The sequence below is a fragment of the Pseudomonas sp. BN417 genome, from assembly GCF_029871205.1.
Lineage (GTDB): Bacteria > Pseudomonadota > Gammaproteobacteria > Pseudomonadales > Pseudomonadaceae > Metapseudomonas.
Window position 1 is genome coordinate 42,851 of sequence record NZ_SSOJ01000161.1, and the last position, 17,964, is coordinate 60,814.

A 17,964-nucleotide genomic window follows, 5' to 3' on the forward strand; every position below is an offset into this window, starting at 1 on the left:
CCGGATGCAGGGGCAAGCGTTTTTGGTTTCTTTTTTGTGGGCGGCATTCCGACGACTGAAAAAAGAGACTCGCCGGGAGGCGAAACCGGGACTTGCAGCCCGCTCGATAAGCAACTCGACTCAGGACGCTCTAGCAACACTTAACGCAGACATAGCTAATGAATTCGCCCCTACAGGTGTCGTTCCCGCCCCCGGCGTTACCTGTCCATGAAAAAGGCGCCCGAAGGCGCCTTGAGATGGGGATGTCCTTGCTCAGAACTTGTAGCCGACGCCGACCATGTAGACCCAGGGGTCGACATCCACGTCCACTTTCACCTTGCCCACGCCTGCCAGGTCGGTGCTGGCCTGGGTATCGATATCGATGTACCAGACGGCGGCGTTGAGCAGCACGTTCTCGGTCAGCATGTAGTCCATGCCGGCTTCGAAGGCCAGACCCATGGAGTCATCCAGGTCCAGGTTGCTGAAGCCTTGGCTCTTGCGTTCGCTAGTCAGGCTTTCATCGAAGAACAGCGTGTAGTTCAGGCCCGCACCGACGTAGGGCTGGAATGCCGAACTCGACTCCAGCGGGTAGTACTGCAGGGTCAGGGTCGGCGGCAGGTGCTTGATGTCGGCCAGCTTGCCGTCCAGGGCACCGAGGCCCTTGACGCCCACCTCATGCTTGAAGGGGGTGGCAGCCAGCAGGCCGATGCCCAGGTGGTCGGTGAGCATGTAGGTACCGGTCAGGCCCAACTGGGTATCGCTGTCCAGGGTGGCTTTGGTGCCGCCCACCTTGGCGCCGGCGATCGACAGGTTGGAGCTGTCCTCGTGCGGGTCGACAGTGGCGGCGCCCGCACGGAGGATCACATCGCCGGCCTTGTGGGCCTGGGCCAGGGGCGAGGCGATGGCGAGGGCGAGCAGGGAGGCGGTGAGAAGATGCTTGCGCATGGGAAGCTCCAGTCAGTTCTTAATGTGTTTGGCTGGAGCCAGTTTCGGTAATTAGGAAGCTACGTATCTTGATCCAGAGCAATGTGTCGGCGGGATGCGCCTACCGTAGGAGCGAGCTTGCTCGCGAAAAGGGGCTTCGCGAGCGCTCGCTCCTTCGGTCAGGGGCTCAGTTGGTGGGCGATTCGTAGGGGTAGATCTTGCTCGCATCCATCTGGTAGCCGGCCTCGGCCAGCTCGCTGCTGCTGGCCTTGACCTGCAGGGGGCCCTCGATCCAGAAGGGCTGGTAAAGGGCGTCCATCATCACGCCCAGCTCGCTCTTCACGTGGACGATCTGGTTCGACGGCGGCGGCGGCACATGGATGCAGGCGCCGAAATAGGGCACCAGGAGGAACTCGGTGACGCGGCCTTCCTCGGTCACATCCAGCGGCACTATGTAGCCGGGCAGCTTCACTTCCTGGCCGTCCAGCGCCGTGACCACGGGCGCCGCCGGCGACTGCTGGGTGGCGGCCGGACCCGCTTCGGCGTTGAGGGCGTCGGACAGTTGCGAGAGATCGTGGATGGGCGCTGGCGGCGCAGGTGGCGGGGCGTCCGGCGGGATCATCTCGGCCCAGGTGAGTTCACGCACCTCGCCGGCCCAGAGCGGGGCGGAGAGGGTCAGCAGCAGGGCCAGCAGGATGGACTTCATGGGTAACTCACAGGCGAATGGACAGGCCGTCGGCCAGTGACTGCCGGTAGGCACGCCAGGCTGGCACCACGCCCATCAGCAGGGCGGCGCCCAGAATAGCGCCGAGCAGCGTCCACTCATAGGGGCTGGGCAGGGCGAGCGGCAGGTAGAGGCCGTAGCTGGCCTGCACATAGCCCTGGCTGAGGCCGATGCCGAGGTACAGCAGGCCGACACCCAGTACCGCGCCGGCCAGGGCCAGGGCGAAGGCCTCCAGCACCAGCAGGCTGCCGATATGCCAGGGCCGCGCACCCACCGAGCGGAGGATGGCCATCTCCCGGCGGCGCTCGTTGAGGCTGGTGAGGATGGCGGTGAGCATGCCGATCAGTCCGGTGAGCACGACGAACAGCGAGACCACGAAGAGCGCCTTCTCCGCCGTGCCCATCAGGCTCCAGAGCTCCTGCAGGGCCACGCCCGGGAGAATCGCCAGCAGCGGCTCGCCACGGAATTCGTTGATCTGCCGTTGCAGGGCGAAGGTGGCGATCTTGCTGTTCAGGCCGAGCAGGAAGGCAGTGATGGCCTTGGGTTGCAGGTCCATGGCCCGCGCCTGGTCGGCGCTGACCTTGCCGGCGCCGCGGGCGGGCACGCCGTTCTGCCAGTCGACGTGCAGGGCTTCCATGCCCGCCAGGGAAATGTGCAGGGTGCGGTCCACCGGGGTGCCGGTGCGGGCCAGGATGCCGACCACGCTGAAGGGCTTGTCGCCGTGCTGCACCAGGCTGACGGTGCTGACGCCGTGGGCCAGCACCAGCTTGTCGCCCAGCTTGTAGTGCAGCGCCTCGGCCACCTCGGCGCCCAGCACCACCTCGAACATGTCGGCGAACGGCTTGCCTTCGGCCAGGCGCAGCGGTTGGCCGCGACCGTAACGGTAGTGCTCGAAGTAGGCGGCGCTGGTGCCCATCACGCGGTAGCCGCGGTGGGAGTCGCCGAGGGAGAGGGGGATGGCCCATTTCACCCGGCGGTCCTGGGCGATGGATTCGAAGCTGTCCCAGCGGATGTTGTTGGTGGCGTTGCCGATGCGGAACACCGAATAAAGCAGCAGGTTCACCGAGCCGGAGCGGGCGCCGACTATCAGGTCGGTGCCGCTGATGGTGCTGGCGAAGCTGGCGCGGGCTTCGCTGCGCACCCTTTCGACGGCCAGCAGCAGGCACACCGAGAGGGCGATGGCGAAGACCGTGAGCAGCGCGGTGAAGCGGCGGTTGGCGAGGCTGGCCAGGGCCAGGCGCAGCAGATGCATGTCAGATTTCCTCGAGGCGCGCGGCGTGGTTCAGGTCGGCCAGGGACAGGCTGCGGTCGAAGAGCGCGGCCAGGCTCTGGTCGTGGCTGACGAACAGCAGGCTGGCGCCAGCCTCGCGGCATTCGGCGAAGAGCAGCTCGAGGAAGGCCTCGCGGGCATCAACGTCCAGCGCCGAGGTGGGTTCGTCGGCGATCACCAGTTCCGGCTGGCCGATCAGCGCCCGGGCGGCGGCCACCCGTTGCTGCTGGCCGATGGACAGGGCGTCGGCACGGCGCTGCAGCAGGTCCTCCTTGAGGCCCAGGTGGCGCAGCAGGGTGGCGGCGGCCGCATCGACGCTGCCGTGGCGCTGGCGCGCGCGATCGGCGCGCAGGCGGGAGAAGCGGCAGGGCAGCTCGACGTTCTCGCGTACCGACAGGAAGGGCAGCAGGTTGAACTGCTGGAAGATGTAACCGGTGTGGTCGACGCGGAAGTGGTCGCGCGCACTGGCGGAGAGGCTGGCCAGGTCCTGGCCGAGCAGGCGGATGCTGCCGCGGCCGGGCTTCTGCACGCCGCCGAGCAGGCCGAGCAGGGTGGTCTTGCCGCTGCCGCTGGGGCCCTTGAGGAAAAGGCTTTCGCCCCGTTGCAGGCGGAACTCGGGAATATCCAGCAGTTCCGGGTGGCCGGGCCAGGCGAAGCCCAGCCCCTGGAGGTCGATCAGTGTCTGGCTCATGGGGAGACAGCCGGGTTGCCCCGGCTGGGTCGGCAAGAAGTTAGAAGCTCAGGCTGGCGTTGGCGGCGTTCAGTTCCGCGCCTTGCTGGCCTTGCGGGCCGATCAGTTGTACCTGAATTTTTTCGGTGGCGGGGAAGCGTTTGAACAGTTCGGCGAGGTCCAGGACCTTCAGCGCATCGGGGCTGTCGCACTGCAGCTGGTAGTGGGCATTGATCTCACTGTGCTCATGTTCATGGCCCTTGGCATGCCCGCCATGTTCCTCTTCGATGCCGAACAGCGGGCTTTCAAGCTCCTGGTCGGCCACCTTGCAGCCGGCGGCAGTGGGGATGGCGAAGAGTGCCAGGGGCTGTTCCAGTTCGGCTCGGGCGGCGGCGACCTTGGCCTTGTCCGCTTCGCTCCTGGCCTCGTGCTCGAAGCCCAGCAGGTTCATCGCCGGGCTTTCCAGCTCCAGCTCCAGGGTCTTGCCGTCCAGCGCCGCGTTCAGGCGCGCGACGCCATGCTCGTGGGCGCCGAGGCTGCCGTGCTCGTCGTGGTCGTGGTGGTGTTCCTCGGCCTGGACGGCGGCCAGGGGCAGCAGGGCGAAGGGCAGGGCAAGCAGCAGGCGGCGCATGGATGGTCTCCGGCAAGGGCGAAAATGGCTGTTACGTTATAACAAATGTTTCAAGCCCGCCAGCGCCGTGGGAGCATTGCGGATTCGTTCCTGGAGGAGTTGGACATGCTGCGCATACGAGGACAGATCGGCGACTGGCCGGTGGATCTGACGGTCGAGATGGACGCCGAGGACTGGGACCAGTTGGCCAGCCGACTGACGCCCGAAGCGGTGGCCAAGGCCCCGGCCGCGACGCCGACCCGCGCTGGCGGGGGAAACGATGCGCTCTGGGAGACCGCCCAGCAGCTGTTACGCGAGGCCGGGCAGATGGAGGGGCCGCGCCTATTGGCCGAACTGGAGGCCCTGGCCGGCGGCATGGCGGCGGGCAAGCGCCTGCTGGTGCGCCTGCGCCACAGCGACCAGGTGCATGTGGACGCTGGGGAGGATGCGCCCGTCTATATCTGGAGGGGCTGAGGCCGGATGGGGAGTCTCGCTCCTACGGAAACTAGTAGATGGCGTTGTAGAGCTTGCGGCGGTAGGTGGTGACCAGCGGGTGGTCGTTGCCCAGCAGGTCGAATACCTGCAGCAGGGTCTTGTGGGGCAGGCCCTCGGCGTAGCCGCGGTTGCGCACGAAGAGCTTGAGCAGGCCGTCCAGCGCGGGTTCGTACTGCTGGCGGGACAGCTGCTGGATGGCCAGTTGGTAGACCGCCTCGTCGTCGCCGGCATCCTGCGCCAGGCGCGATTTCAGGTCGGCCACTTCGGGCAGGTCGGCGGCCTGGCCGAGGAAGGTCAACTGGGCGCGGGCGCCGGCCAGGGCCTGTTTGTGTTCGTCGCTCTTCACCGCGTTGAGCACGGTTTCCGCTTCGCCCAGTTCACCGCGTTCGGCCAGGCAGCGGGCATAGAGGATCAGCCCGGCGGCATTGGTGTTGTCCTCGGTCAGCAGCTGCTTGAGCAGGTTCTCGGCCTCGCTGATGCGGCCCTCGGTGAAGGCGGCCTGGGCGGCGTCCAACAGGTTGCCCTGGGGCGTGGCCGGCAGCTGCACATGGGGTTCGAGCATGGTGCGGATGGCCGACTCCGGCTGGGCGCCGGCGAAACCGTCGACTGGCTGGCCGTCCTTGAACAGCACCACGGTGGGCAGGCTGCGGATGCCAAAGCGCATGACGATGTCCTGCTCGATGTCGCAGTTGACCTTGGCCAGCAGCAGCTCGCCCTGGTAGGACTCGGTGATCTGTGCCAGCAGCGGCATCAGGGCCTTGCAGGGCGCGCACCAGTCTGCCCAGAAGTCCACCAGCACGGGCTTGTGGAAGGAGTTCTGGATCACCGCCTGGTCGAAGTCGGCGCTGGTGGTATCGAAGATGTAGGGAATGTCGCTCATCTGGGCTCTCGAAAGCGCGAATGGATGGGCGAATCATACGGCTGCCGGCATGGGATGAATATGCCCCGCACGAACGCGGAACTTTCAAATGGCACGGCCTGCTCTGCCTGTGGGGGCGAATTCATTCGCTTACCGGGCCGAAGGTCCGGCCCCGGGAATTCAATCCGATACCTGGTTGGGGAGCGCTGCGCGCTCCTTGGCGAATGAATTCGCCCCCACAGGGTTTCCCCCACCAAGGCGCCGTCTGTGCTCAGCGAATCGCGTGATACAGGCTCACAGTGCGGAATTCCGCCGGCTCGGCCAGGTCCGGCCAGGTGCAGGCGTCCAGCATCGCGAGGCGAGTGTAGAGCGGGTGCTGGAAGTCGCGGACCCGCGAATCCGCCACCAGGGCCTGGCGGCCGCGGCTGAGGAAGTGGTCGAGCAGTGGCAGGTTGGCGCGGTCATAGAGCACGTCGGCCACTATCACCAGGTCGAAGCGGTCTTCCTCCTGGAAGAAGTCCGCCGAATAACTCAGCTGCACCCCGTTCAGCTCGGCGTTGGCGCGGCAGGCTTCCAGGGCCAGCGGGTCGAGGTCGCAGGCCACCACCTCGGCGGCGCCGGCCTTGGCTGCGGCGATGGCGGCGACGCCCGATCCTGCGCCGAAGTCCAGCACGCGCTTGCCGGCCACCCAGTCGGGTCTTGAAGCCAGCCAGCGCGCCAGGGCCAGGCCGCTGGCCCAGCAGAAGCACCAGTAGGGCGGCTCTTCGAGGATGCGCCGGGTTTCTTCGGGGCTGAAGGCGCGGTCCATGTTGCTGGCGTCGATCAGCCAGAGCTTGAGATCGGTGCCGGGCAGGGTCTCGACGCTGAGGCTGGCGTCGCCGAGCAACTGGTTCAGGGCCTGTTGCAACTGCTGCGGGGGCTTCATGGCGCAGGCACCATCTGCAGTGGGCCCAGGGCGCGGCTTTCCGGCTGCAGGATGAGGATCGGCCGCAGCTTGAGGATCAGCCGCCCGGACAGGCTGGCGCGGCCACGCAGCTCCACCCGCTCGCCACGGGGAAAGGATTCGGGGTTGAACAGCAGGCGGAACGGCAGCGGGCCGCCGTTGCCGTTCAGCACCAGGCTGGCCAGCAGGCGTTGTGGGCGGCCGCGGGAGTCGATCTGCAGCAGGGCCAGCTCCACTTCGCTGCCTTCCGGCGGCAGCTGCAGCGAGCCGCTGAGTTCACGCAGATGCATGGGCGTGGCCGCCTCCACCTTGGGCGGCGCGCTGGCCGGCTTGGCCGGGGCGGGCGGCTCGCTGGCGCAGGCCGCCAGCAAGGTGGCCAGGAGAAGTGGGAGGAGTGGGCGCATGCGGGCTTCCTATCTCTGTGCGCGGGCCTTATAGCGCAAAGCCGTCGGCTTGTCTTGCCTCGGGGATGCGCTACCATGGTCCACCTTTATCCGCCGATAGCCCTCGAACGCCATGCACTGTCCCTTCTGCGGCGCCCACGACACCAAGGTCATAGATTCGCGGTTGGTCGCCGAGGGCGACCAGGTGCGCCGGCGTCGCGAGTGCCTGGCCTGCGAAGAGCGTTTCACCACCTTCGAGACCGCCGAACTGGTGATGCCCCGCCTCATCAAGCAGGACGGCAGCCGCCAGCCCTTCGACGAGGACAAGCTGCGTGCCGGCATGCAGCGCGCGCTGGAGAAGCGCCCGGTGAGCATCGAGCGCCTGGAAGCGGCCATCGCCCATATCAAGCACAAGCTGCGTGCCACCGGCGAGCGCGAGGTGAAGTCGCGGGTGCTGGGCGAACTGGTGATGGCCGAACTGCAGAAGCTCGACGAAGTCGCCTATATCCGCTTCGCCTCGGTCTACCGCCGCTTCCAGGACCTCAACGAGTTCCGCGAGGAGATCGAGCGCCTGGCCCGCGAGCCGTCGAAAGACTGATGGCCGGCAACGATCAGGCCCACATGGCCCGCGCCCTGGAGCTGGCGCGCAAAGGCATCTACTCCACCCATCCCAACCCGCGCGTGGGCTGCGTCATCGTCCGCGATGGCCAGGTGGTGGGCGAAGGCTGGCACGTCCGCGCCGGCGAGCCGCATGCCGAGGTCCACGCCCTGCGCCAGGCCGGCGAGCTGGCCCGTGGCGCCACCGCCTACGTCACCCTCGAACCCTGCAGTCACCATGGCCGCACGCCACCCTGCGCCGATGCCCTGGTGGCCGCCGGTGTCGGGCGCGTGGTGGCAGCGATGCAGGACCCCAATCCCCAGGTCGCCGGCAACGGTCTCAAGCGCCTGGCCGATGCCGGCATCGCCGTGCAGAGCGGCGTGCTGGAGACCGAGGCGCGGGCGCTGAACGCCGGCTTCATCAAACGCATGGAGCAGGGCCTGCCCTTCGTGCGGGTCAAGCTGGCCATGAGCCTGGACGGCCGCACCGCCATGGCCAGCGGTGAAAGCCAGTGGATCACCGGCCCCGAGGCCCGCGCCGCGGTGCAGCGCCTGCGTGCCCGCGCCAGCGTGGTGCTGACCGGCGCCGATACCGTGCTCACCGATGCCGCGCGCCTGACCGTGCGCCCGGACGAGCTGGGCCTGGACCCTGAACTCACCGCGCTGGCTGTCAGCCGCCCGCCGCTGCGGGTGTTGGTGGATGGCCGCCTGCGGGTGCCCGCTTCCGCGCCCTTTTTCCAGGCCGGTCCGGCGCTGGTGGCGACCGTGACGGAGAGCGCTCCGTATCCGGGCCACGAGCTGCTGGCGCTGCCCGGCGCCGACGGCCACATCGACCTGCGCCGGCTGCTACTGGAACTGGCCTCCCGCGGCGCCAACGAGGTGCTGGTCGAGGCCGGCCCGCGACTGGCCGGCGCCTTCGCCCGTGCCGGACTGGTGGACGAGTACCAGATCTTCATCGCCGCCAAGTTCCTCGGCTCCAGCGCCCGTCCGTTGCTGGACTGGCCCCTTGAGCGGATGGCCGAGGCCCAGGAACTGAAGATCGTCGAGATGCGCGCCGTGGGCGACGACTGGCGCGTCATCGCCGTTCCCCGCCGGACTGCATGAGTGCCCGTCCGCGCGCATGGCGCGAGCAGCCGATGCAAGTTCGCCACGACTGTGATAAAACGCCTGCCAGCCATCATTCGATGCATGGCTGAAACGTTCTCAGGGCGGGGTGCAAGTCCCCACCGGCGGTGATTGCGCAGAAAGCGCATAGCCCGCGAGCGCTCGTTGATGACGAGGTCAGCAGACCCGGTGCGATCCCGGGGCCGACGGTAATAGTCCGGATGAAGAGAGAACGGGATTGCCTGCCTGGGCCAGGGTACGTCCGTGCCTGCACCCGCCAGATCCCTTTCGATCCGATACGCCCTGTTTTTCACGAAACAGGAGTTCCATCGATGTCACATGCAACAGCCCACACCCTTCCGGCGCCGGCGGCCCGCCTGCGCGCGGACGAAGGGCGGGCGCCTATAATGCGTCTTTCGCCGGCCTCGGCCGGTCCGCAGCACGTTCTGGAGGTCCCATGTTCACCGGCATAATCGAAGCCATCGGCACTATCCGCGCACTGACGCCCAAGGGCGGCGACGTGCGCGTCCTGGTGGAAACCGGCAAGCTGGATCTCTCCGACGTCAAGCTGGGCGACAGCATCGCGGTCAACGGCGTCTGCCTCACCGCGGTGGAGCTGCCGGGCAACGGCTTCTGGGCCGACGTCAGCCGCGAGACCCTGGCCTGCACCGCTTTCGACGACCTGAAGCCCGGCAGCCCGGTCAACCTGGAAAAGGCCCTGACCCCCACCAGCCGCCTGGGCGGCCACCTGGTCAGCGGCCATGTCGACGGCATCGGCGAGGTGGTGATGCGGGAAGACAATGCCCGTGCCGTGCAATTCAGGATTCGCGCACCGCGTGAACTGGCGAAATACATTGCCCTGAAAGGGTCGATCACGGTCGACGGCACCAGCCTGACGGTGAACGCGGTCAATGGCGCCGAGTTCGAGCTGACCATAGTCCCGCACACCCTGGGCGAGACCATCATGGCCGACTACCGACCCGGACGCCGGGTCAACCTGGAAGTCGACTTGCTGGCCCGCTACCTGGAACGCCTGCTGCTTGGCGACAAGGCTGCCGAGCCCCAGGCGTCCGGCCTGACCGAAAGCTTCCTCGCCGAACACGGCTACCTCAAACACTGAATTCATAAGGAGGGCCCATGGCTCTCAACAGCATCGACGAACTGATCGAAGACATCCGCCAGGGCAAGATGGTCATCCTCATGGATGACGAGGATCGCGAGAACGAAGGCGACCTGATCATGGCCTCCGAGTGCGTGCAGGCCGAGCACATCAACTTCATGGCCAAGTTCGCCCGTGGCCTGATCTGCATGCCCATGACCCGCGAGCGCTGCGAGCTGCTCAAGCTGCCGCTGATGGCGCCGCGCAACGGCTCCGGCTTCGGCACCAAGTTCACCGTCTCCATCGAGGCGGCCGAGGGCGTCACCACCGGCATCTCCGCCGCCGACCGCGCACGCACCGTACAGGTGGCCGCGGCCAAGAGCGCCAAGGCCGAAGACATCGTCAGCCCCGGCCATATCTTCCCGCTGATGGCTCAGCCGGGCGGCGTGCTGGCCCGCGCCGGCCACACCGAAGCGGCTTGCGACCTCTCGCGCATGGCCGGCTTCGAGGCGAGCGGGGTGATCTGCGAGATCATGAACGACGACGGCACCATGTCCCGTCGCCCTGAGCTTGAAGCCTTCGCCGCCGAGCACGGGATCAAGATCGGCACCATCGCCGACCTCATCCACTACCGCCTGATCCACGAGCGCACCGTCGAGCGCATCGCCGAGCAGCCGCTGGACAGCGAACTGGGCCACTTCAACCTGGTGACCTACCGCGACGCCGTGGAAGGCGACGTGCACATGGCGCTGACCCTGGGCAAGATCTGCCCGGAAGAACCGACCCTGGTGCGGGTGCACAACATGGACCCGCTGCGCGACCTGTTCATGGTCAACCAGGCCGGCCGCTGGAGCCTGCGTGCCGCGATGTCCGAGGTGGCCAAGGCTGGCAGCGGCGTGGTGCTGCTGCTGGGCACCCCGCTCACCGGCCCGCAGCTGCTGGCCCATCTGGAGCGCCAGCTGGGGGCTGAAACCAAGGTCACCAACCCGACCACCTACAGCACCGTCGGTGCCGGATCGCAGATTCTCCGCGACCTCGGGGTGCGCAAGATGCGCCTGATGAGCTCGCCGATGAAGTTCAACGCGATATCCGGTTTCGACCTGGAAGTTGTAGAATACCTGCCCGCTGAATGACCCGCAGGGCTCCGACCATCAAGGCCGGGGCCCTCGCTCTTTAATTGACGAGAACTCGCCCATGTCCCTGAAGACCATCGAAGGTACCTTCATCGCCCCCAAAGGCCGCTATGCCCTGGTGGTCGGCCGTTTCAACAGCTTCGTCGTGGAAAGCCTGGTGAGTGGCGCCGTAGACGCCCTGGTCCGCCACGGTGTCAGCGAAAGCGACATCACCCTCATCCGTGCTCCCGGCGCTTTTGAAATTCCGCTGGTGGCCCAGAAGGTCGCCCAGCAAGGCGAGTACTCCGCCATCATCGCCCTCGGCGCGGTCATTCGCGGCGGCACCCCGCATTTCGAATACGTTGCCGGCGAGTGCACCAAGGGCCTGGCCCAGGTTTCCATGGAGTTCGGCGTACCGGTCGCCTTCGGCGTGCTGACCGTCGATTCCATCGAGCAGGCCATCGAGCGTTCCGGTACCAAGGCCGGCAACAAGGGTGCCGAAGCCGCCCTGTCCGCCCTGGAGATGGTCAGCCTGCTGGCTGCCCTGGAGGCCAAGTGAGCAACCCAGAAGGTTCGGCGCCCAAGGCACCGAAAGGCAAGATCGCAGCCCGTCGCCAGGCCCGCAGCCTGGCGATGCAGGCGCTCTACTCCTGGCACATCGCCGGCCAGCCGCTCAACGAGATCGAGGCGCAGTTCCGCGTCGACAACGATTTCAGCACGGTAGACGGTGCCTACTTCCACGAGATCCTCCACGGCGTGCCGCGCCAGAAGACCGAGATCGACGCGGCCTTCCTGCCCTGCCTGGACCGTGCCCTCGAGGAAGTGGACCCGGTCGAGCTGGCGATCCTGCGCCTGTCCACCTTCGAACTGATGAACCGTCAGGACGTGCCGTACCGCGTGGTGATCAACGAAGGCATCGAGCTGGCCAAGGTGTTCGGCGCCACCGACGGACACAAGTTCGTCAACGGCGTGCTGGACAAGCTGGCGCCGCGCCTGCGTGCCGCCGAAGTCCGTGGCGGCAAGCGCTGATCGCAGCCCTGAAGTGGGTGAGTTCGAGCTGATCCGCCGCTTCTTCGCCTCCGCCGCCTGTGCGGCGGGCGGCGAAGGCATTGCCCTTGGCATAGGTGACGATTGCGCCCTGCTGCAACTGCCGCCCGGCGAGCAACTGGCCGTGTCCACCGACACCCTGGTGGCCGGCGTGCACTTCCCGCAGGATGCCGACCCCTTCCTGCTCGGCCAGCGCGCCCTGGCGGTTTCCGCCAGCGACCTGGCGGCCATGGGCGCTGCGCCCGTGGCCTTCACCCTTGCCCTGACCTTGCCCGACGCCCGTGCCGACTGGCTGGACGGCTTCGCCCGTGGCCTCTGCGCCATGGCGCGGGACTGCCGGCTGGGGCTGGTGGGCGGCGATACCACCCGCGGCCCGCTGAGCCTGACCCTGACCGTGTTCGGCCGCCTGCCCGCGGGCCAGGCGCTGACCCGCTCCGGTGCGCGCCCCGGTGACCTGCTCTGCGTCGGCGGCAGCCTGGGCGATGGCGCCGGCGCCCTGCCGCTGGTACTGGGCGAGCGGAAGGACGACGGCCCTGATGCGCACTACCTGCTGCAACGCTACTGGGCGCCGCAACCGCAGCTGGCCCTGGGCGAAGCCTTGCGCGGCCGGGCCACGTCGGCGCTGGATATCTCCGACGGCCTCCTGGCCGATTGCGGCCATATCGCCAGGGCCTCTGGCGTGGCGCTGCTGGTGGAGGCCGCACGGTTGCCGCTGTCACCGGCCCTGGCCGGGCTCTTTCCCAGGGAATTCGCCCTCAATTGTGCGCTGGCCGGTGGCGATGACTACCGCCTGGCCTTTACCCTGCCCGCCAGCGAACTGGCAGGCATCCAGGCCGACTGGCCGGAGGTGGCGGTGATCGGCCGGGTCGAGGCGGGGCAGGGCGTGCACCTGCTGGACAAGGCTGGCGCCGAACTGCAACCGCCGGCGCTGGGCTATCAACATTTCGGGAGTCAAGGTGACTGATCACGAGTCGGCCACGCCGCAACCCATCCCCCACTCGGTGTGGACCAATCCCTGGCACTTCATCGCCTTCGGTTTCGGCTCGGGCACCCTGCCCAAGGCACCGGGTACCTGGGGTTCGCTGGTGGCGTTGCCCTTCATCCCGCTCTGGCAGATGCTGCCGGACTGGGGCTACTGGCTGATGCTGGGGCTGACCATGCTGTTCGGCTTCTGGCTGTGCGGCAAGGTGGCCGATGACCTGCGGGTGCACGATCATGAAGGCATCGTCTGGGACGAGATGGTCGGCATGTGGATCACCCTCTGGCTGGTGCCGGAAGGCTGGCACTGGCTGCTGCTGGGCTTCCTGGTGTTCCGCGTGATGGACATCCTCAAGCCCTGGCCGATCCGCTGGATCGACCGCCACGTCCATGGCGGCGTGGGAATCATGCTCGACGATGTGCTGGCCGGCGTCTTCGCCTGGCTGGCCATGCAGCTGATCATCTGGGGCCTGGCCTAGGCCGTGATGCCGCCCGGGCAGGTCGAGCCCGCCTTCGTTCATTGCAAGCGAGTCTTTTCTTCGACTAGGACCTGGAGACACCCCCATGCTGCGCCTTGATCTGTCTACCATCGCCTTTCTGCTGGCGCTCTGCCCGGTGTTCGCGAACGCGACCCAGGTGCAGGTGGTGGGACTCTTTCCCGGCGCCGCGGTGCTCAATGTCGATGGCCAGCGCAAGCTGGTGAAGGTGGGCCAGACCGGCCCCGGCGGCGTGCAGGTGATCAGCGCTGACAGCAAGGGCGCGGTGTTGCGCGTCGACGGCGTGGAACGCAGCTACGGCCTGTCCCGCGAGTACAACCAGGCCGGTAGCTCCGGCGCACCGCAGAAGACGCAGATGAGCATCGCCCGTGGCAACAACGGGCACTTCCAGGTGGCTGGCTCCATCGACGGCCATCCGGTGCAGTTCCTGGTGGATACCGGCGCCACCAGTGTCGCCATGAATGAGGGCCAGGCGCGCCGCCTGGGCGTCGACTACCGGGTCAAGGGCCAGCCAATGAAGGCCAGCACCGCCGCCGGCACGGTCAACGCCTGGCGGGTGACCTTCGACCGGGTCAAGGTTGGCGGCATCGAGGTGCTCGGTGTGGAAGGCGCGGTGATCGAAGGCGAGGCGCCAGTCGACGTGCTGCTGGGGATGAGCTTCCTCAACCGGGTGCGCTGGCGCGAAGAACAAGGTGTACTGCTACTGGAGTCCAAGTTTTAGTACGGGCTCCCTTCGAGCCATTCGATACTTATCCCCAACTATTCAATCTGACCTGCCGGTTAAACCTGCTGATACAATGCCGGCCTTGCCAATTTCCAGGAGCCCTACGGTGTCTGTCGTTTTCGTCGCCGCCTCCCAGCTGCCCACACCCTTCGGTGTGTTCACCATGCACGGCTTCCTCGATGAGGCCAGCGGCAAGGAGCACGTTGCCCTGACGCTGGGTGACGTTGCCAACGGCGAACCTGTCCTGGGCCGCCTGCACTCCGAATGCCTCACCGGCGACGCGCTGTTCAGCCTGCGTTGCGATTGCGGCTTCCAGCTCGAAGCTGCCCTGCGCGCCATCGCCGATGCCGGCTGCGGCGTGCTGCTCTACCTGCGCCAGGAAGGCCGCGGCATCGGCCTGTTGAACAAGATCCGCGCCTACGAGCTGCAGGATGGCGGCGCCGATACCGTAGAAGCCAACGAGCGCCTGGGTTTCGGCGCCGACCAGCGCGACTACGCCATGTGCCAGCCGATGCTCGAGCACCTGGGCGTCCGCGCCATCAAGCTGATGACCAACAACCCGCGCAAGGTCAAGGCGCTGGAAAGCTACGGCCTCAACGTGGCTGAGCGGGTGCCCCTGCATACCGGCCTGAACAAGCACAACCGCAAGTACCTGGCGACCAAGGCCGGCAAGCTCGGGCACATGCTCGGCAACATGCACCAGGCGGAAGCCGAGCTGTGACCCGCAAGGAAGTCCGCCGGCGGCTGGCCCTGGCCTGGTGGCTCCAGGTGGGTTATACCCTGGCGCCGCTCGTTGTGCTGACCTACCTGCTAGGCGATACCGAGCCGGTGCTGCCGATGCTGCAGATGCCCCTGTTCATCGTCGCCATGGCCTCCATGTTCGTCAGCCTGCCGCTGTTTTCCGCCTACAAGCGCGCGCTGGTGGCTACCGAAGCCGTCCTGGGCCGTGCCGAAGAACCCGGCGCCTGGCTGGAACTGGCCCGGCGCCGGCGCATCGCGTTCCTCGCCGCGGGCCTGCCGGCCTGGATTGCCGCCCTGGCGGTGTTCGTCGGCCTGAACACCGTGGCGCTGATCCTTCTTGCCCTGGGCAGCCTGGTGCTGCTCTACCTCTACCGAATTCCCCGCCAGCTCGGCTGATGCGCCGGCTGCTCGCCTTCCTGCTGCTGTGCCTGGCGCTGCCCGCCGCGGCGCAGCTGCGGGTGGTCAGCCTGGCGCCTTCCCTCAGCGAAACCATGCTCGACCTCGGCGCCGGCGACCTGCTGGTGGGCGTGCTCGACGGCGGCGAACGCCCGGCGGCGCTGGCCGGCCTGCCGTCGGTGGGGCTCTATGGCCAGTTGCAGCCGGAAAGCCTGCTCGCCCTCAGGCCCGACCTGGTGCTGCTCTGGCCCGACAGTGTCGGCGCCACCGGGCGCGAACAGTTGAAGCAGCTCGCGGTGCCGCAACTGGTGGTAGAGCCGCGCGACCTGGCGCAGCTGGCACAGTCCTTCATCCAGATAGGCGAGCGGGTCGGCCGCGCCGAACAGGGCCGCCGGCTGGCCGCGCGTTTCGAGGCGGGGCTCTCCGAGTTGCGTCAGCGCCATAGGCGCGAGGTGCCGCTGCAGGTGTTCTATCAGGTGTGGGACAAACCGCTCTATACCCTCGGTGGCAAGCAGATCGTCAGCGATGCCCTGCGTGCCTGCGGCGCGGAGAACGTCTTCGCCGACCTCGCCCTGCCGGCGCCCCAGGTAGGTGTAGAGGCTGTGCTGCAGCGCGACCCGGCGGTGATCCTGGTGAGCGACCCGACCCAGGCCGGCGCCTGGAAGGCCTGGCCGCAGCTGGCGGCGGTAAGGAAGGGGCAGGTCTGGCCCGTGCCGGACCGGGGGCTGGAGCGGCCGAGTTTCCAGATGCTGGCTGCTACCGAAAAACTCTGCCGATTGCTTGAACAGGCCAGGTAGGATGGGTGGAGCTCCGCGATACCCATCAACCCGTGCCGATGGGTATCGCTACGCTCCACCCATCCTACGAGACCGAGGCAAGTAGGTTGGGCTGAGCGCCAACCTACGGGGTCAGTGCCCGAGCAGCTCCAGCCGCTGACGAACCGACGCCTCGATGCCCTTGGCGTCCAGACCGCATTCGGCGAGCATTTCCGCCGGCTTGGCGTGTTCCACGTAGTAGTCCGGCAGGCCCAGGTGCAGCACGGGCTTGAGCAGGTTCTCGCGGGCGAGGAATTCGCTGACGGCGGCGCCGGCGCCACCCATCACGCTGTTTTCTTCGATTGTCACCAGCAGTTCGTGGCTGCCGGCCAGTTCGCGCACCAGGGCTTCGTCCAGGGGTTTGACGAAGCGCATGTCGACCACGGTGGCATCCAGGCTTTCGGCCACTTGCAGGGCCTCGGCCAGTTGCACGCCGAACACCAGCAGGGCGACTTTGGCGCCGCGACGGCGTACCACGCCCTTGCCGATTTCCACCGGCGCCAGGGTCGGGTCGATGGCCGCGTTGGGCCCGCTGCCGCGCGGGTAGCGCACCGCCGCCGGGCCTTCGAAGTGGTGGCCGGTGGTCAGCAGCAGGCGCAGTTCGTTCTCGTCGCTGGGGGTCATCACCAGCATGCCGGGGATGCAGCGCAGGAAGGACAGGTCGAAGCTGCCGGCGTGGGTCGGGCCGTCCTCGCCCACCAGGCCGGCGCGGTCGATGGCGAAAAGCACATCGAGGTTCTGCACCGCCACGTCATGGATCAACTGGTCGTAGCCGCGCTGGAGGAAGGTGGAGTAGATGGCCACCACCGGCTTGGCGCCGTCGCAGGCCATGCCCGCCGCCAGGGTCACCGCGTGCTGCTCGGCGATAGCGACGTCGAAGTAGCGATCCGGGAAGCGTTCGCTGAAGGCCACCAGGTCGGAGCCTTCCTTCATCGCCGGGGTGATGCCCACCAGGCGTGGGTCCTGCCCGGCCATGTCGCACAGCCACTGGCCGAAGACGTTCGAGTAGCGCGGGCCGGAGGCCTTCTTCGGTGCGGCCGGGGCGTTGATCGGTTCCAGTTTGGTGATGGCGTGGTAGCCGATGGGATCGACTTCCGCCGGGGCGAAGCCCTTGCCTTTCTTGGTCACCACATGGAGGAACTGCGGGCCCTTGAGGTCGCGCATGTTGCGCAGGGTGGCGACCAGGGTGGGCAGGTCGTGGCCGTCGATGGGGCCGATATAGTTCCAGCCGAGCTCCTCGAACAGGGTGCCGGGAACCAGCATACCCTTGGCGTATTCCTCGGTGCGGCGGGCGATTTCCCAGGCCCCGGGCAGGCGCGAGAGCACCTTCTTGCTGCCTTCGCGCATGCTGGCGTAGGTGCGGCTGGAGAGGATCTTCGCCAGGTAGTTGGACAGGCCGCCGACATTGTGCGAGATCGACATGTCGTTGTCGTTGAGGATCACCAGCATGTCGGCCTGCACGTCCGAAGCATGGTTGAGTGCCTCGAAGGCCATGCCGGCGGTCAGCGCGCCGTCGCCGATCACGGCGATGGACTTGCGATTCGAGCCCTGCATGCGCGCGGCGATGGCCATCCCCAAGGCGGCGCTGATGGAGGTGCTGGAGTGGCCGACGCCGAAGGTGTCGTACGCGCTTTCCACACGACGCGGGAAGGCGGCGATGCCGTCCTTCTGGCGCAGGGTGCCCATCTGCTCGCGGCGGCCAGTGAGGATCTTGTGCGGGTACGCCTGGTGACCCACGTCCCAGACCAGCCGGTCGTCCGGCGTGTCGTAGACGTAGTGCAGGGCGATGGTGAGTTCCACCACGCCGAGGCCGGCACCGAAGTGCCCGCCGGTCTGGCCGACCGTGTAGAGGAGGTACTGGCGCAGTTCGTCGGCCAGGGTTTCCAGCTCCGCCTCGCCGAGCCGGCGCAGCTCATCCGGCGTCGCCGCGCGGTCGAGCAGGGGCGTGACAGGGCGTTCGCGGGGAATCTCGTGGAACGTCGTGGGCATCAGGCGAA

Annotated in this window: 22 protein-coding genes and 1 riboswitch; of the genes, 13 read left to right on the forward strand and 9 right to left on the reverse strand. The window is 67.4% G+C overall.

From position 1 onward, the window contains the following. Positions 1–252: 252 nt before the first annotated feature. The 5 genes from E8F11_RS26725 to E8F11_RS26745 form a co-directional block, all read right to left on the reverse strand. Positions 253–924: an OmpW family outer membrane protein gene (locus tag E8F11_RS26725; RefSeq protein WP_280291937.1), complete on the reverse strand. Its 672-nt coding sequence runs from the start codon at positions 922–924 to the stop codon at positions 253–255. Between the two features lie 166 nt (positions 925–1,090). Further along, positions 1,091–1,609: a DUF3299 domain-containing protein gene (locus E8F11_RS26730; protein ID WP_280291938.1), complete on the reverse strand. Its 519-nt coding sequence runs from the start codon at positions 1,607–1,609 to the stop codon at positions 1,091–1,093. Between the two features lie 7 nt (positions 1,610–1,616). Next, the gene (locus E8F11_RS26735; RefSeq protein ID WP_280291939.1) at positions 1,617–2,879 is read right to left on the reverse strand and encodes an ABC transporter permease; all 1,263 of its coding nucleotides are present in this window, start codon (positions 2,877–2,879) and stop codon (positions 1,617–1,619) included. Between the two features lies 1 nt (position 2,880). After that, on the reverse strand, positions 2,881–3,588 hold the full coding sequence (locus E8F11_RS26740) for an ABC transporter ATP-binding protein (protein ID WP_280291940.1): 708 nt from the start codon (positions 3,586–3,588) through the stop codon (positions 2,881–2,883). Between the two features lie 40 nt (positions 3,589–3,628). Further along, positions 3,629–4,198 (reverse strand): DUF2796 domain-containing protein, encoded by a 570-nt coding sequence (locus E8F11_RS26745; protein ID WP_280291941.1) that lies wholly within the window; start codon positions 4,196–4,198, stop codon positions 3,629–3,631. A 105-nt stretch (positions 4,199–4,303) separates the two neighbouring features. Here E8F11_RS26745 and E8F11_RS26750 point away from each other — a divergent pair, with 105 nt between their 5' ends. Continuing rightward, positions 4,304–4,651 carry a hypothetical protein gene (locus tag E8F11_RS26750; RefSeq protein ID WP_280291942.1) on the forward strand — a complete coding sequence of 116 codons (348 nt, stop codon included), beginning with the start codon at positions 4,304–4,306 and terminating at the stop codon, positions 4,649–4,651. A gap of 31 nt (positions 4,652–4,682) precedes the next feature. On the opposite strand, the gene trxA is transcribed toward E8F11_RS26750, so the two are convergent. From trxA to E8F11_RS26765, 3 genes are all read right to left on the reverse strand, one after another. Beyond that, on the reverse strand, positions 4,683–5,552 hold the full coding sequence (gene trxA / locus E8F11_RS26755) for a thioredoxin (RefSeq protein ID WP_280291943.1): 870 nt from the start codon (positions 5,550–5,552) through the stop codon (positions 4,683–4,685). A gap of 250 nt (positions 5,553–5,802) precedes the next feature. Next, the gene (locus tag E8F11_RS26760) at positions 5,803–6,456 is read right to left on the reverse strand and encodes a 50S ribosomal protein L11 methyltransferase (RefSeq protein WP_280291944.1); all 654 of its coding nucleotides are present in this window, start codon (positions 6,454–6,456) and stop codon (positions 5,803–5,805) included. Then, positions 6,453–6,878, reverse strand: a complete 426-nt coding sequence (locus E8F11_RS26765; protein WP_280291945.1) for a YbaY family lipoprotein — start codon at positions 6,876–6,878, stop codon at positions 6,453–6,455. Before E8F11_RS26765 ends, E8F11_RS26760 begins: the two co-directional genes overlap by 4 nt. Before the next feature lie 112 nt (positions 6,879–6,990). Between E8F11_RS26765 and nrdR the strand changes: the two genes are divergently transcribed. The 12 genes from nrdR (at position 6,991) to E8F11_RS26825 (ending at position 15,949) form a co-directional block, all read left to right on the forward strand. After that, positions 6,991–7,455, forward strand: coding sequence for a transcriptional regulator NrdR (nrdR, locus tag E8F11_RS26770; RefSeq protein ID WP_280291946.1), 465 nt, complete (start codon positions 6,991–6,993; stop codon positions 7,453–7,455). Further along, positions 7,455–8,558, forward strand: coding sequence for a bifunctional diaminohydroxyphosphoribosylaminopyrimidine deaminase/5-amino-6-(5-phosphoribosylamino)uracil reductase RibD (gene ribD / locus E8F11_RS26775; RefSeq protein WP_280291947.1), 1,104 nt, complete (start codon positions 7,455–7,457; stop codon positions 8,556–8,558). The genes nrdR and ribD overlap by 1 nt, the downstream gene beginning before the upstream one ends. Before the next feature lie 91 nt (positions 8,559–8,649). Beyond that, positions 8,650–8,796, forward strand: a riboswitch (FMN riboswitch). Between the two features lie 219 nt (positions 8,797–9,015). Beyond that, positions 9,016–9,678 carry a riboflavin synthase gene (locus E8F11_RS26780; protein ID WP_280291948.1) on the forward strand — a complete coding sequence of 221 codons (663 nt, stop codon included), beginning with the start codon at positions 9,016–9,018 and terminating at the stop codon, positions 9,676–9,678. A 17-nt stretch (positions 9,679–9,695) separates the two neighbouring features. Continuing rightward, on the forward strand, positions 9,696–10,790 hold the full coding sequence (gene ribBA, locus E8F11_RS26785) for a bifunctional 3,4-dihydroxy-2-butanone-4-phosphate synthase/GTP cyclohydrolase II (protein WP_280291949.1): 1,095 nt from the start codon (positions 9,696–9,698) through the stop codon (positions 10,788–10,790). Between the two features lie 61 nt (positions 10,791–10,851). After that, positions 10,852–11,328 carry a 6,7-dimethyl-8-ribityllumazine synthase gene (ribE, locus tag E8F11_RS26790; RefSeq protein ID WP_016490611.1) on the forward strand — a complete coding sequence of 159 codons (477 nt, stop codon included), beginning with the start codon at positions 10,852–10,854 and terminating at the stop codon, positions 11,326–11,328. Continuing rightward, positions 11,325–11,798, forward strand: coding sequence for a transcription antitermination factor NusB (nusB, locus tag E8F11_RS26795; protein ID WP_280291950.1), 474 nt, complete (start codon positions 11,325–11,327; stop codon positions 11,796–11,798). The genes ribE and nusB overlap by 4 nt, the downstream gene beginning before the upstream one ends. A 13-nt stretch (positions 11,799–11,811) precedes the next feature. Beyond that, positions 11,812–12,780 carry a thiamine-phosphate kinase gene (gene thiL, locus E8F11_RS26800; protein WP_280291964.1) on the forward strand — a complete coding sequence of 323 codons (969 nt, stop codon included), beginning with the start codon at positions 11,812–11,814 and terminating at the stop codon, positions 12,778–12,780. Next, complete coding sequence (locus tag E8F11_RS26805) at positions 12,773–13,273, forward strand: phosphatidylglycerophosphatase A (RefSeq protein ID WP_280291951.1); 501 nt, start codon at positions 12,773–12,775, stop codon at positions 13,271–13,273. The genes thiL and E8F11_RS26805 overlap by 8 nt, the downstream gene beginning before the upstream one ends. Before the next feature lie 85 nt (positions 13,274–13,358). Continuing rightward, positions 13,359–14,012: a TIGR02281 family clan AA aspartic protease gene (locus E8F11_RS26810; protein ID WP_280291952.1), complete on the forward strand. Its 654-nt coding sequence runs from the start codon at positions 13,359–13,361 to the stop codon at positions 14,010–14,012. A 109-nt stretch (positions 14,013–14,121) separates the two neighbouring features. Then, positions 14,122–14,736, forward strand: coding sequence for a GTP cyclohydrolase II (gene ribA, locus E8F11_RS26815; protein ID WP_280291953.1), 615 nt, complete (start codon positions 14,122–14,124; stop codon positions 14,734–14,736). Next, positions 14,733–15,152: an MFS transporter gene (locus tag E8F11_RS26820; RefSeq protein ID WP_280291954.1), complete on the forward strand. Its 420-nt coding sequence runs from the start codon at positions 14,733–14,735 to the stop codon at positions 15,150–15,152. Before ribA ends, E8F11_RS26820 begins: the two co-directional genes overlap by 4 nt. Beyond that, positions 15,152–15,949, forward strand: coding sequence for a cobalamin-binding protein (locus tag E8F11_RS26825; RefSeq protein ID WP_280291955.1), 798 nt, complete (start codon positions 15,152–15,154; stop codon positions 15,947–15,949). The genes E8F11_RS26820 and E8F11_RS26825 overlap by 1 nt, the downstream gene beginning before the upstream one ends. A gap of 111 nt (positions 15,950–16,060) precedes the next feature. Here E8F11_RS26825 and dxs read toward each other — a convergent pair whose 3' ends face one another. After that, positions 16,061–17,956 (reverse strand): 1-deoxy-D-xylulose-5-phosphate synthase, encoded by a 1,896-nt coding sequence (gene dxs / locus E8F11_RS26830; RefSeq protein ID WP_280291956.1) that lies wholly within the window; start codon positions 17,954–17,956, stop codon positions 16,061–16,063. Positions 17,957–17,964: the final 8 nt, after the last annotated feature.